The following is a 13,837-nucleotide window of genomic DNA, read 5'->3' on the forward strand; positions in this document are numbered from 1 at the left end:
TTGCTATATGTAGTGAGTTATTTAGGAACATAACGAATGATTAACGATAACGATAACCGACAGGGGGAAACGATTCGTGATTGAATTTAAAGGTGTTAAGAAAGTTTATGATGATGGATTTGAAGCTCTGAAAGGAATTGACCTCACCATTAAACAAGGTGAAATTACGGTGTTTATCGGTCCTTCCGGATGTGGAAAAACAACAACGATGAGAATGATTAATAGATTGAATGTTCCTTCTCATGGTCAAATTTTGATCAATGGGGAAGACATATCGAAAATGGATGCAGTCGAATTAAGACGCAAAATCGGATATGTAATTCAAAACATAGGTTTGTTTCCCAATATGACCATTGCTAAGAATGTAGGTGTAGTACCACGTTTACAGAAATGGGATAAGACCAAAATTGATGCTCGTGTGGATGAACTTCTTCACCAAGTCAGACTCGCTCCAGAAACGTTCGGAAATCGTTATCCTTCTGAGCTGAGCGGTGGACAGCAACAGCGGATTGGGGTTATACGTGCATTAGCAGCAGATCCCGACGTTATTTTACTTGATGAGCCTTTTAGTGCACTTGACCCAATCAGCAGAGAGGAACTGCAAGATGAGCTCATTCGTTTGCAAACGGAAGTAAAGAAAACGATCGTTTTCGTTACTCACGATATGGATGAAGCCATCAAACTCGCAGATACGATCGTCCTCATGAAAGATGGACATATTGAACAGGTGGGGACTCCAGATCAGATTCTGCGTCACCCTGCCAATGAATTTGTAGAAAGTTTTATCGGTAAAGATCGACTACTTTCTGAAGACATTACTGAATTCCCGAATGTTGAGGAAGTGATGATTAATAATCCAGCTACAGCATTCCCAACAAGAGGGATCGCAGAAGCAATTAACATTTTACAAAGACGGAAAGTAGACTCCCTCCTTGTTGTTGATAAATCAAGACGCCTTCTCGGTAATGTAACGATCTATCAGCTTATTAAACATTATCGTGAAGAAGATAAAAAAATTGTTGATGTCATGCAGCCTGTACAGCACGTGCTACAAAGAGGGGACTCTGTAACTACTGCACTTACTATACTTAATGAAAATCATCTATCCAATTTGCCTGTTGTAGATGAAGATGGACTATTCCTTGGCCTTATTACGAGAGGTAGTGTCGTAAGGCTCCTTGCAGATGTCTATACTCCAGATACAGAGGAGGCAGAAGTGAATGCAAGTATTTGAGTCCATTAAAAATTTCTTTGTATTCGTTGGAGAACGTTATCCAGATATTTTGAGTGCTGCTGGGCAACATGCACTGATTGCAGCCATTGCTACTCTCTTAGGTATCGTTGTAGCGATTCCAGTTGCCATTATGATCTCGAGTTCAGAAATTAAATGGCTCAATTCACTCGTTTTCAGTATTGCTAATCTGTTTCAGACGATTCCAAGTTTAGCGCTTCTTGCCCTCATGATTCCTTTATTCGGAATTGGGATGACACCGGCGATCATTGCGTTGTTCTTATATTCCTTGCTTCCACTTTTGCGTAATACGTATGCTGGACTACAAGCAGTAGACCCTGCACTGCGAGATGCATCTAAGGGTATGGGCTACAGCAGACTTCAAAGTTTGTTTCATATTGAGCTACCTCTAGCGGTTCCTTACATTATGTCAGGTATTAGAATAACGACCGTATATATCATTAGTTGGACTACTCTCGCTGGACTCATTGGAGCTGGTGGACTCGGACAGTTAATTGTGTCGGGACTTGGTGTAAACAAGACCGAACTTATTGTGGCAGGCGCACTTTCGGCTATTCTGTTTGCTTTGCTTGCTGACTTGTTACTTGGAGCAGTTGAGAAAGCATTCACATCGAATAGAAAAAATGCGAAGGCGTAGGCCTCTCATGAATGTCTGAAGAACCATAGGAGAAGAGGAAGACTTATTCTCATAAGCTACTAAGGAAAGAGGGAGATTGTACAAATGAGAGTTGAAAAACATAAATGGTTTAAAGCTACGCGTACTATGGTATTACTGATGCTCGTCTTTTCTATTTTTTCGATGAGTCTGCCAGGTAAAGCGGATGCTGCTGATCGTATTAAAATTGGTACACAAACCTTTACAGAATCCAAGATACTTGCTGAAATATATAAAGCATTGATTGAAGAACGTACGGATTTGAGTGTTGACGTTACGACGGATTTGGCCTCATCCAGTTTGCTACTAAGATCGATTAGCAAAGACGAAATAGATATAGGTACCCTATATTCAGGGGAAATTTTTAACGGTTATTTTGACGTTGAAGATACGAAAGATCGGGAAGCTGTGCTCCGTCAGGCACAGGAAGGTTTCGATAAGCTGTGGGATTTAAAGTGGTATGATCCACTTGGCTTTGAGAATACGTATACCCTTGCGGTAAGACAAGATGTCGCTGAACAATACGGGCTTAGTAAAATGTCAGACCTAAAAGATCATGCTGGGGATATGAGAATTGGAGTCGATACGACATGGCTCGAACGTCCCGCTGATGGATATCCGGCATTTACGAAGGAGTACGGTTTTACCTTTGCGCAAACCTCTCCGATGGAAATTTCACTTGTATACTCTGCGGTTGCTGACAAGATGGTAGATGTTGTACTGGCTTACACAACCGATCCAGGACTTAAAGAATTTAATCTTGTGACACTTGAAGATGACAAACAGTTTTTCCCTCCATTCGATGCTTCCACTGTTGCTCGTAAGGGTCTGCTTAAAGAACATCCGGAGCTCGATGAAGTTCTTACTTCACTCGTGGGGACGATTGACGCAGATACGATGACGAGCCTTAGTTATCAAGTTGATGTGGACAAAATGGAACCCAAAACAGTAGCGATTAAGTATTTGGTCGATAAAGGACTCCTCGATGAGTCTAAGCTACCTGCATCAGCGATGCATCCAGATGCGAATTCTCTTCAAAAATTTTATTACTACATTACGGAGAACTCATCATACTTGCTACATATGACTTGGATTCATATTTTGATGGTACTATGTGGGCTAGGACTTGCGCTAGTGATCGGGATTCCGCTCGGTGTTCTCAGTGCTCGTTATGACAAAACAGGTCGTGTCATTATGTTTATCACGAACATTATACAAGTACTGCCGAGTATGGCGCTTCTGGTCTTGCTCATGGTTATCTTTGGACTCGGCTTCAAGAGTGTAGTGATTGGCCTCTTCCTGTACTCCTTAAACCCGGTAGTACGTAATACTTATGTAGGTCTAAAAGAAGTAAATCCTGCGCTTAAGGATGCGGGTAAAGGCATGGGGATGAGCAGGTTCCAATTGCTATGGAAAGTGGAAATGCCATTATCCATTCCATTCCTGATGGCAGGCCTTCGTGTAGCAGCCGTTATCGCTATTGGGGTGGCAGCTCTCGCACCGATTATTGGTGGAGACGGATTAGGTCGTGAAATTTATGCTGGACTTAATCAACGCCATAATATCAAAATATTAGCTGGTGCCATTCCTGCAGCTTTGCTAGCTATTCTGGCAGATATTTTCCTTGGAAGACTGGCTGAACGTTTTAAAGTGGTTAAACGATAAATAAAGTACAGTCCGAACTTCGGTTCGGGCTTTTTTATATCATTTTGTCAACAGTGGTGTAAAAAAGACCATCAAATTGACGATTTTACTCGAAGTTGATATAGTTGGTATATTATAAATAATTTGGAAGGAAAATTATATGAATCAACCCTTGTATCAACAAATTATTAACTCGATTCAAGCAGATATTATGAGTGGTCGACTTCAGCCGGGGGATAAGGTTCCGTCAGAGAAAGAGTTAACCGAGCGTTACGAGGTAAGCCGAATTACGGCGAAAAAGGCACTGGACCTGCTTGCAGAAGATGAGATTATATCTCGTATTCGAGGCAAGGGATCATATGTCAATTTTCCGGCTGAATCAGTTCCGTCTTCTTTCGTAGAAGAGAGAGAAAATCTGACAGAGCAGAGCAAGAAGAAACTACTTATTGGGGCTATTTTTCCAAGTTATAATTCAGGATATGGATTACAGTTACAATATGCAATTGAACGTACCGTTGCTGAATACGGAGATTTCTTAATCATTAAAAGAAGTAACAATTCCTTACAAGAGGAGGCTAGCGCACTGGCTAGTCTGCTTGAGCTTGGTGTAAGTGGGATGATTGTATTTCCAGCGGACAGCAAAGAATATAATCAGAACTTGCTCAAACTGATCATTGAAGATTTTCCCGTGGTCATAGTGGATCGGCACCTAAAGGGAATTCAAGCGTGTACAGTTCACACAGATAACAAAACAGCAGCTTTTAAGCTTGGTTCTTACTTACTTGAAAAGGGACACGAGCATATCGCTTTTGTATCACCTGATCCAAGTAAAACTTCGACACTGGAAGATCGGTTGCTGGGATTTCAGCAGGCTTTTTTGGCTAGCGGGGCAAGGTTGCGTTCGGATTACCTGATTACGAATATGCAGTTTGCCGATGTGGATAACGAAAACAAAATGGGTACTCCGAGGGTGTACGATACAGATTTTATTTACAAATTTGTACAGGAACATCCAGTTGTTACAGCCTTTGTCGCTACAGAGTATGAGATTGCTCTTTTGATCTATGAGGCTTTATCCAAAATGAAAATTAGGGTACCAGAGGATGTTACGATTGTATGTTTTGATTGCCCGGATGATCCATTTGATGTGCCACTTTTTACTCATGTCAGACAATATGAAGATAAAATGGGATCAAAAGCGGTCCATTTGCTAATGTCACAACTGCATCTGGAAGAAGTACCGCAACTTACTTTACTTGGTTTCGAATTTCGAAAAGGACGCTCCACATAGGAGACGTTCTTTTTTATTTGGATGCACACAATGGAAAACCTTTTCGGTATTTGGAATAAAAAAATGTTTTTACTAAATATTGCAAAATAAAAGAAGCTCTGATAGAGTACATACTAAGATGACTTAAGTTGATATATACATTACATACTAACTAAATAAAAGATTTATACTCTTTATTAGGTAAGCGCTTACAGTCATCTGCTAAAACTTAGAATAAGGGCGGTGTCAGTTGAATGGTATTCAAAAGAGGTGTTTGGTTAAGCAGTATTTTTATTCTCATGTTTACCGTGGTGCTTTCAGGTTGTTCAGGAGGGACGGGGAGCAGTTCCAGTTCCGAAGAGGAAGGAAAGACAACGATTACCTTTTGGCATTCAATGACTGAGCTTACTGGTGATGCGATTGCCGAAGTAATTAAAGCCTTTGAAGCAGAGCACACCGACATCAAAGTAAATTCCGTATTCATTGCACAGCAGGGTGAAGGGAAAAATGAGAAGCTGCTTGCAGCAGTTGCTGGAGGAAATGCACCGGATGTAGCTTACTTTGATCGATTTGAAGTTGCGACTTGGGCGAACCAAGGTTCACTCACTGATCTAACAGAATTTGCACAAAAGGACGGAGTAACAGAAGATGGATTTTATCCTTTTGCTTGGGAAGAGGCGAACTTTGACGGTAAGCTGTACGCGATGCCAACTTCGACCGATGCAAGACTCGTTTTTTATAACAAAGAACACTTCGAGAAAGCTGGACTTGATCCAGAACAAACACCAAAGACGATAGCCGAGCTCGAGGCCGTTGCTGAAAAGCTGACGATCAAAGAAGGCAAACGATTCAAACAGATTGGATTTATTCCTTGGTACGGTCAAGGTTGGTTTTATGGATGGGGCTGGGCTTTCGGAGGTGACTTCCTAGATGCAAATGGAAAGGTAACGGCAGATGATCCGAAAAACGTAGAAGCACTTACTTGGATGTCTGACTTTGCTAAGAAATATAACATCGAAGATATTGCTTCCTTTACAAGTTCGCAAGGTACATCGACTATGGACCCATTCTTTACTGGTCAATTAAGCATGCAGGTATCCGGACCTTGGACCGTGTCACAAGCTAAAAAGTTCAACCCGGATATGAAATATGGTGTATTCCCAATGCCGACTCCAACGGGAGAAAATCATACAACTTGGTCAGGCGGATGGGCTACAGTTATGCCTAAAGGATCCAAAAATCAAGAAGCAGCATGGGAATTCATGAAGTTCCTTTCTGGCGAACAAGGTCAGGAAATCTTCAGTAAAATCAGTGGTGATTTCTCAATCAAGGAATCCGTAAATGAGAAGCTGGGATATAAAGAAGATCCTATCTTTAAAGAGTTCATTAATATTCTTCCACAGTCGCACGCACGTCCTGTTATGACGCAAGGATCTCTGTATTGGAATGAGCTGGCTTCAGCGGTGGATCTTGCGACACGCGGCAAAGGGACTCCTGAAGAGCTTCTGAAGAAGGTCACTGATAATGTAACCAAAGCACTAAATCCGTAAGGTCGGTAGATTCGTTAGTGGACTGCTCGTACACAACAGACGCAAGGAGGAAGTGTTTTGCTAAAAACGAAGGCGATACCTAGCGCACAATCAAATGTTCGTTATAATAACAAAAAGCTTCATCGGGATAACATTAATGGCTGGTTATTTGCATCTCCCTGGATACTGGGGCTAGTCGTCTTCTTTGGAGCCCCTCTGATTTCATCTCTGTATTTCAGCCTCACTACGTATAGTATCCTTCAACCCGGTGAGTTTGTCGGATTCCAAAACTATACACAGCTGATGTCAGATTCGGTGTTCTGGGTTTCAGTCAACAACACGCTCTATTTTGTAATCTTCTTTGTACCGCTCAGCATTTTGATCGGAGTTGCACTTGCAATGCTGCTTAACATGAAGGTAAAAGGGATGTCCGTGTACCGGACTGTTTTCTTCCTACCAACACTAGTTCCAGCTGTCGCTATGGCCGTCTTATGGATGTGGCTGCTGAACCCGGGCTTTGGACTCGTCAATGGGATTTTGGATAGCATAGGCATCCAGGGGCCTGCATGGCTGGGATCGGAAACCTGGTCCAAGCCATCTCTCATTATGATGTCACTCTGGGGAATTGGCCAATCTGTCGTGATTTATCTGGCAGGACTTAATGACATTTCTCCAGATTATTATGAGGCTGCTGATATGGACGGAGCGACCTGGTTCAGCAAAATGCGCAGTGTAACCTTACCACTGTTGACACCGGTCATTTTCTACAATCTAGTCATGGGCGTCATTAATGCCTTTCAGCAGTTCACCCTTCCATATACGCTTACGAATGGACAGGGATCACCGGCAGATTCGATGAAATTCTACGTGATGTATCTCTATGACAACGGATTTAAATTTTTCAAAATGGGCTATGCCTCTGCGATGGCCTGGATTTTATTCCTTATTGTACTTGTGCTTACCGCCATTATCTTTGGAACTTCAAAGAAGTGGGTCCATTACCAGGGAGAATAGGAGGCCTGAAAAATGTCAGCCAAAAAGTCACTTCAACTGAAACGAGCATTTGCGCATATATTTTTAATCATTGCTTCCGTATTCTTTCTGGCACCGTTCATATGGATGGTATCGACTTCCTTGAAGCCGTTAGCTCAGGTGTTCACGTTTCCTCCAGAGTGGATTCCTCGTCCTTTTATGTGGAGTAATTATGTGGATGCATTGACTTATATTCCTTTCTTTACTTATTTAAAAAACACACTGATCATTACGGGATTCAGCACACTTGGCGTTGTACTGACATCTCCACTCGTTGCCTACAGCTTTGCGAAATTGCAGTGGAAGGGCAAGAAAAGTCTGTTTATGATTACAATTGCCGTGATGATGATTCCAGGTCAAGTCACGATGATTCCTCTTTTCTTACTCTTTGACAAACTGAACTGGATTGGCACTTCTTTGCCACTGATCGTCCCAGCCTTTTTCGGAGTTCCTTTTTACATTTTCCTACTCCGCCAATTTTTTATGGGTCTTCCCAATGAATTAAAGGATGCGGCAAGAATCGATGGAGCAAGTGAATTTCGGATTTATGCCCAAATCATGCTTCCTCTTGCCAAATCAGCGGTTCTCGCTGTAGGACTGTTTCAATTTATGGCGAGCTGGACTGATTTCATGGGACCGCTATTGTATCTGACCAATCCTGAATCCTATACGCTGTCACTTGGGCTTCAGCAATTCCAAAGTCAGAAGGGTACTGAGTGGGGACTGATGATGGCTGTGTCCACGATTATGACAGCTCCCATTATTATCTTGTTCTTCTTTTTACAAAAAACGTTCATCCAAGGTATTACATTTAGTGGAATTAAAGGCTGACTTCGTTCAATATAAAATGCTCTTAACATAGGAGGAAGACAAAAGAATGGATAATAACCATATTCGCTTCTTAATGATCGGTGTCGGAGGAATGGGCAGAGAACATATTCGTAAGCTGCTCGCGATTCCAAATGTTCAGATTGCTGCGCTCGCAGACCCAAGTACGGCCTCTCTTCATCAGGCAGAAGAGGATTTTCCAGAACTTGCGGGGGCTAGAAAATATACAGATTACAAGGAAGCGCTACAGGATGGAGGACTGGATGCCGCAGTTATTGTATCGCCGCACCGTCTTCATTTTGAACAAGGGATGGACTGTTTGCAGGCTGGACTTCATGTATTGATGGAGAAACCGTTTGTAGATGGAGCGGATAACGCGGAACAAATCATCCGGCAAGCTGAAGCAAGCGGAAAGCATCTTGCTGTCTCTTATCAAAGACATCTTCTAGGTCCTTACATGTATATGCAAGAAGCGGTACGGTCCGGGAAATTAGGTAAGATGCAATTTGTAAGTGCGTATCAATCTCAGAGCTGGCTTACAGACCAAAAGGGTACTTGGAGACAAAGCTTAGCTTTATCTTGCGGGGGGCAACTGAATGATTCAGGGAGTCACTTGCTTGACGTGGTGCTCTGGATTACCGGAATGACTCCCCAAAAGGTATCTGCAGTTATGGACACGCGCGGAACAGAGGTAGACATCGATTCTGCGGTTACGATTCAATTTGAAGAAGGGGCGATCGCCTCCTTCCATGTTGTGGGAAGTGCCAGCATTAAGTGGCAGGAGGATTTGTCCATTCATGGAGAAAAAGGGACGCTCCTTTACCGAAATGGAAAGTTATATGAAGCATATGAAGGTGATCCTTCAGTGAAGGAGGTTGCTGAAGAAAGGTGGCCAGCATCGACAGATTCGGATCAGAACTTTGTTGATCTTCTGACTGGACGGATTCAGGAAGCAGCTGCTCCTGCTGCCAGCGGACTCAGCATCGCTAGAGTGACGGAAGCCGCCATGGTGAGTGCTGCTGGGAATGGTATTCTGACTCCAATCGGATAGAATGGGTATAAAACCAAATAATAACCAGGCCCGCAGGATGCGCCTGGTTATTTGTTTTTTGAAGCAGAGTTCCCATGTGTTATCATATAGAAAGAAGTGAAACAAGAGAGGTGTATCAATGGAAAAGTTTATTTTGATTGATGGAAACAGTATTATTTATCGAGCTTTTTTTGCCATGCCCCCGCTGACGAATTCTAGCGGATTACATACAAACGCTGTGTACGGATTTACAACCATGCTTCTTCGCTTGTTGGAAGAACACAAGCCTACACATATGATGGTGGCGTTTGATGCAGGGAAGATCACGTTTCGCCATGAGGGATACGAAGAATATAAAGGTGGCCGTCAAAAAACTCCACCCGAATTGTCTGAACAGTTTCCTGTACTGAAAGAATTGCTTACTGCATTTGGCATTGCACAGTTTGAACTTTCCGGGTACGAAGCTGATGATATTATCGGAACACTTACGAAACGCGCGGATGAAGCGGGGCGTGAAGTTCTCGTAGTTACGGGAGATAAGGATATGCTCCAGCTTGCTTCAGAGCATGTGAACATCGCTTTGACTCGCAAAGGGGTATCTGAAATCGAAGCTTATGGTCCAAAAGAAATTGAGGAACGTTATGGTCTTACTCCCTTGCAGATTATTGATCTAAAAGGGCTTATGGGAGATACCTCTGATAACATTCCTGGTATCCCAGGTGTTGGTGAGAAGACAGCACTCAAATTGCTTCATCAGTTTGGATCAGTAGAAGAAGTGCTGAACAATACAGCTGAACTTAAAGGGAAAATGAAAGAAAAGATAGAGACTCACGCAGAAGATGCACGTCTTAGTAAACGGCTTGCTACCATTTACCGAGAAGTACCCCTTGAGAAAACGTGGGATGACATGGCATTTGGTGGTCTTCGGGAAGAGTCGGCTGCTCCGGCACTCGCGAAGCTTGAATTTAAATCCTTACTGGAGCGTCTTGCCTTTACGGTAAAACATTCGGAATCTGGAGAGGATGCTCCTGAAGAAGAGGCAATAGAGATGGTTACCGTAACGGAAGAGAACGTGGGAGATTTACTGTCGCTACTTTCTGATATTAAGGTAGTTCATGTGGAGTCAAGAGGGGACAACCCTCATCATGCTACATTGATCGGGATTGTACTGACGGATAGCGAGAAATATTATTATATTTCACCTGAAGTACTTTCTTCCGAAGCTTGCGCTGGTGTTAGAGACTGGCTCGGCAATCCGGATCAACCTAAACAGGGGTATGACTTGCACCGGGTTGACCTTGCACTGCATGCGAATGGTCTGCCTTTTGCTGGAGCTAATTTTGATGTCCATCTTGCAGGCTATCTGCTTGATCCAACGGATTCAAATCAAACCTTGTGGGGCGTTGCGTCGAAGTATGGTCTTGCACGTTTGCAGTCAGATGATGAGGTGTTCGGTAAGGGTGCGAAATACAAGCTCCCGGAAGAACAGGTACTAAGTGAATATTTATGCCGCAAAACAGCAACCCTTGCGCGGATGATTCCACTTCAGCAGAAAGATCTGGAAGAGACAGGAATGCACGAACTTTTCTATGATCTAGAGATGCCGCTGTCCCGCATTTTGGCTGATATGGAGAAGCAAGGGATCAAAGCGAATGTGGATGAGCTTAAGGCACTTGGATCCGAGTTTGAACAGACGATTTCATCTTTAGTTACTCGAATTTATGAGATTGCAGGAACCGAATTTAATTTGAATTCGCCAAAACAACTCGGAGAAATCCTCTTCGATAAATTGGGACTGCCGGTCATTAAGAAAACAAAGACAGGTTATTCCACTGATGCAGAAGTACTGGAGAAGCTTGCTCCGTATCACGATATCGTTCAGCATATTTTAGAGTACCGTTCGATTGCTAAGCTGCAATCCACTTACGTGGAAGGTTTGTTGAAAGAAATTTCGGATAAGACGGGAAAAGTTCATACGTACTATCGTCAAACGATCGCAGCCACAGGCAGACTGAGCAGTCAGTATCCGAACTTGCAGAATATTCCGATTCGTCTTGAAGAAGGACGCAAGATTCGTAAAGTATTTGTGCCTTCAGAAGAAAACTGGTACGTTCTTGCAGCCGATTATTCACAGATTGAGCTCCGTGTACTTGCCCATATCTCAGATGACGAAAAGCTGAAAGAAGCTTTTGTACAAGATATGGATATTCACACGAAGACAGCGATGGATGTGTTTGGGGTAGACAAAGAAGCCGTAGACAGCAACATGCGAAGATCAGCGAAGGCGGTTAACTTTGGAATCGTTTATGGAATTAGTGATTACGGACTTTCGCAGAACCTCAACATTACAAGAAAAGAAGCAGCCCAGTTTATTGATCAATATTTTGAAGTGTTCCAAGGTGTTCGTAAGTTTATGGATGATATCGTAAAACAAGCCAAACAAGATGGGTATGTAACTACACTTCTTGGGCGCCGCCGGTATTTGCCAGAAATTAATGCGAGCAACTTTAACCTTCGCTCCTTTGCAGAACGTACGGCGATGAATACGCCAATTCAGGGAACCGCTGCTGATATTATCAAGCTTGCTATGGTTCATATGGATGCGGCACTTGCCGAGCAACAACTGAAAAGCCGCATGCTTTTGCAGGTACACGATGAATTGGTATTCGAAGTACCGGAAGAGGAGCTAGAGATCATGAAGAAACTCGTGCCTGAAGTGATGGAAAAAGCGCTGGCGCTAGCGGTTCCACTCAAAGCAGAAGTGAGTTTCGGCAGAAACTGGTATGAAGCAAAGTAAATCCTAGCAAAGGGTATTAGAGTGCCTCAAGATCCGTTATAATGGAAGATGAGGTGAAGACATCATGCCGGAACTTCCGGAAGTAGAAACAGTCAGAAAAACTTTAAATTCGTTAATCGTTGGAAAGCATATAGATCGCGTTACCGTTCATTTACCGAGAATTATTCAGCGGCCGGATGATATCGATGCATTTGCCATGGAGCTTGTCGGCCATACCATTCAAGGTGTGGAGCGAAGAGGTAAATTTTTACGAATCCTTCTGGATGGACTTGTTCTTGTTTCCCATCTTCGGATGGAAGGACGATATGGTTTGTATTCTGAGGACGAACCGTTAGAAAAACACACCCATGTTGTCTTTCATTTTTCAGATGGGACAGAGCTGCGCTATAAGGATGTAAGACAGTTTGGCACGATGCATTTGTTCCGCAGCGGAGAGGATCTTACGAATAAGCCCCTGATGAAGCTAGGGCTGGAGCCGCTAGATGAGTCATTTACACTTGAGGCTTTTCGTAAGGTTATTGGGAAGCGGACGACCAAGATCAAGGTTGCTCTCCTCAATCAGGAATATGTAGTAGGCATCGGGAATATTTATGTGGATGAGTCTCTCTTTAAGGCAGGGATTCATCCAGAGCAACCTTGCAATACACTCACGGATAAACAGCTTGAGCTGCTCCATCAATCAATTATTGATACGCTGCTTGAAGCGGTACAAGCCGGAGGTTCTACCATTAAATCTTACGTTAATGGCCAAGGAGAAATCGGGATGTTTCAACATCAATTCAAAATTTATGGCCGCCAAAATCAGCCTTGTGAACATTGCGGAACATTGATTCACAAAACCGTGGTAGGCGGACGGGGCACCCATACTTGTCCTAGCTGTCAGGTATTGGTGTGAATTTCACGATGATTGGACTCGCAGAGTAAGGATTTATGAATAGGCACCCTTTTAAACAGGTTCCCATATACTGCTAGGGCAACGCAGTCTTAGGCATTAGCCTGCTTCCTACTTATGGATGCAGCCCGTGACCTAGTTTTGGGAGGAATGAAGGGTGCCTCATTTATTTACATTACTTTTGCTTTCTTTTGCTCTCAGTTTGGATGGCTTTGGTATTGGCATTACATATGGCCTTCGCAAAATGAAAATTCCGTGGCTATCGATTGCAATCATCTCCATCTGTTCAGGTCTTGTGATTGGACTTTCGATGCAGCTTGGGGTTTTACTATCTCGTTTTGTGTCTCCTGTAGTGGCCTCATGGATCGGAGCCGGGATTTTGATTGTGATGGGGACTTGGTCACTAATTCAGTCTTTTAGGTCCAAGTCATTAGATGCAGAAACGGATCTTCTGAAAGATAAGGCTAATCTGTCTTCTGAAACGTCGTTGTCTTCTGGCCATGCGGCAGATGACTATGAATCTGATGTGGAACTTACGGATTCAGAATCAAAAAAGACGGTTTTTTTGCTGGAAATTCAAAAGTTTGGCATTGTCATTCAAATATTGAAGAAGCCTTCCGCTGCTGACATGGATGATTCAGGCAGTATTTCTGGTTACGAGGCGATGTGGCTTGGCATTGCGTTATCTTTAGATGCCTTCGGCGCAGGACTCGGAGCGGCACTCCTTGGATTGCCTCCTTTATTAACATCAATCATGATCGCTTTATTTAGCGGGGTGTTTCTTGTTTTTGGTTTAAAAGCGGGTTTTCGTTTTGCAAGTTCAACTTTTGTACAGTCGCTTACGGCCTTACCTGCCATTATGTTAATTATTATGGGAATATTAAAGCTGATTTAATTTGAGGTGAACA

Annotated in this window: 11 protein-coding genes; all 11 read left to right on the forward strand. The window is 43.1% G+C overall.

What is annotated here, in order from left to right:
* Positions 1–76: 76 nt before the first annotated feature.
* The 11 genes from KFT32_RS23085 to KFT32_RS23140 all read left to right on the forward strand — a co-directional run bounded on the left by KFT32_RS23085 (position 77) and on the right by KFT32_RS23140 (position 13,824).
* Entirely contained in the window at positions 77–1,234 is a 1,158-nt protein-coding gene (locus KFT32_RS23085; protein WP_211749795.1) for an ABC transporter ATP-binding protein, read from the forward strand.
* Positions 1,221–1,889: an ABC transporter permease gene (locus KFT32_RS23090; protein WP_249436086.1), complete on the forward strand. Its 669-nt coding sequence runs from the start codon at positions 1,221–1,223 to the stop codon at positions 1,887–1,889. Before KFT32_RS23085 ends, KFT32_RS23090 begins: the two co-directional genes overlap by 14 nt.
* An 84-nt stretch (positions 1,890–1,973) precedes the next feature.
* Positions 1,974–3,572 (forward strand): glycine betaine ABC transporter substrate-binding protein, encoded by a 1,599-nt coding sequence (locus tag KFT32_RS27625; protein WP_349304943.1) that lies wholly within the window; start codon positions 1,974–1,976, stop codon positions 3,570–3,572.
* A gap of 139 nt (positions 3,573–3,711) precedes the next feature.
* Positions 3,712–4,842 carry a GntR family transcriptional regulator gene (locus tag KFT32_RS23105; protein WP_211749796.1) on the forward strand — a complete coding sequence of 377 codons (1,131 nt, stop codon included), beginning with the start codon at positions 3,712–3,714 and terminating at the stop codon, positions 4,840–4,842.
* 233 nt (positions 4,843–5,075) lie between these two features.
* Positions 5,076–6,371 (forward strand): ABC transporter substrate-binding protein, encoded by a 1,296-nt coding sequence (locus tag KFT32_RS23110; protein WP_249436087.1) that lies wholly within the window; start codon positions 5,076–5,078, stop codon positions 6,369–6,371.
* A 57-nt stretch (positions 6,372–6,428) separates the two neighbouring features.
* Positions 6,429–7,364, forward strand: coding sequence for a carbohydrate ABC transporter permease (locus KFT32_RS23115; RefSeq protein ID WP_249436088.1), 936 nt, complete (start codon positions 6,429–6,431; stop codon positions 7,362–7,364).
* Positions 7,365–7,376: 12 nt separating this feature from the next.
* Positions 7,377–8,213: a carbohydrate ABC transporter permease gene (locus KFT32_RS23120; protein ID WP_211749797.1), complete on the forward strand. Its 837-nt coding sequence runs from the start codon at positions 7,377–7,379 to the stop codon at positions 8,211–8,213.
* Between the two features lie 46 nt (positions 8,214–8,259).
* Positions 8,260–9,261 carry a Gfo/Idh/MocA family protein gene (locus KFT32_RS23125; protein ID WP_211749798.1) on the forward strand — a complete coding sequence of 334 codons (1,002 nt, stop codon included), beginning with the start codon at positions 8,260–8,262 and terminating at the stop codon, positions 9,259–9,261.
* A gap of 118 nt (positions 9,262–9,379) precedes the next feature.
* A complete protein-coding gene (polA, locus tag KFT32_RS23130; protein WP_211749799.1) occupies positions 9,380–12,037 on the forward strand; it encodes a DNA polymerase I in 2,658 nt (885 codons plus the stop codon).
* Positions 12,038–12,101: 64 nt separating this feature from the next.
* Positions 12,102–12,932, forward strand: coding sequence for a DNA-formamidopyrimidine glycosylase (gene mutM / locus KFT32_RS23135; RefSeq protein ID WP_211749800.1), 831 nt, complete (start codon positions 12,102–12,104; stop codon positions 12,930–12,932).
* Between the two features lie 154 nt (positions 12,933–13,086).
* Entirely contained in the window at positions 13,087–13,824 is a 738-nt protein-coding gene (locus KFT32_RS23140) for a manganese efflux pump (protein WP_349304944.1), read from the forward strand.
* The last annotated feature ends 13 nt before the right edge of the window (positions 13,825–13,837 follow it).

It is taken from the genome of Paenibacillus sp. Marseille-Q4541 (assembly GCF_018310695.1).
Lineage (GTDB): Bacteria > Bacillota > Bacilli > Paenibacillales > Paenibacillaceae > Paenibacillus.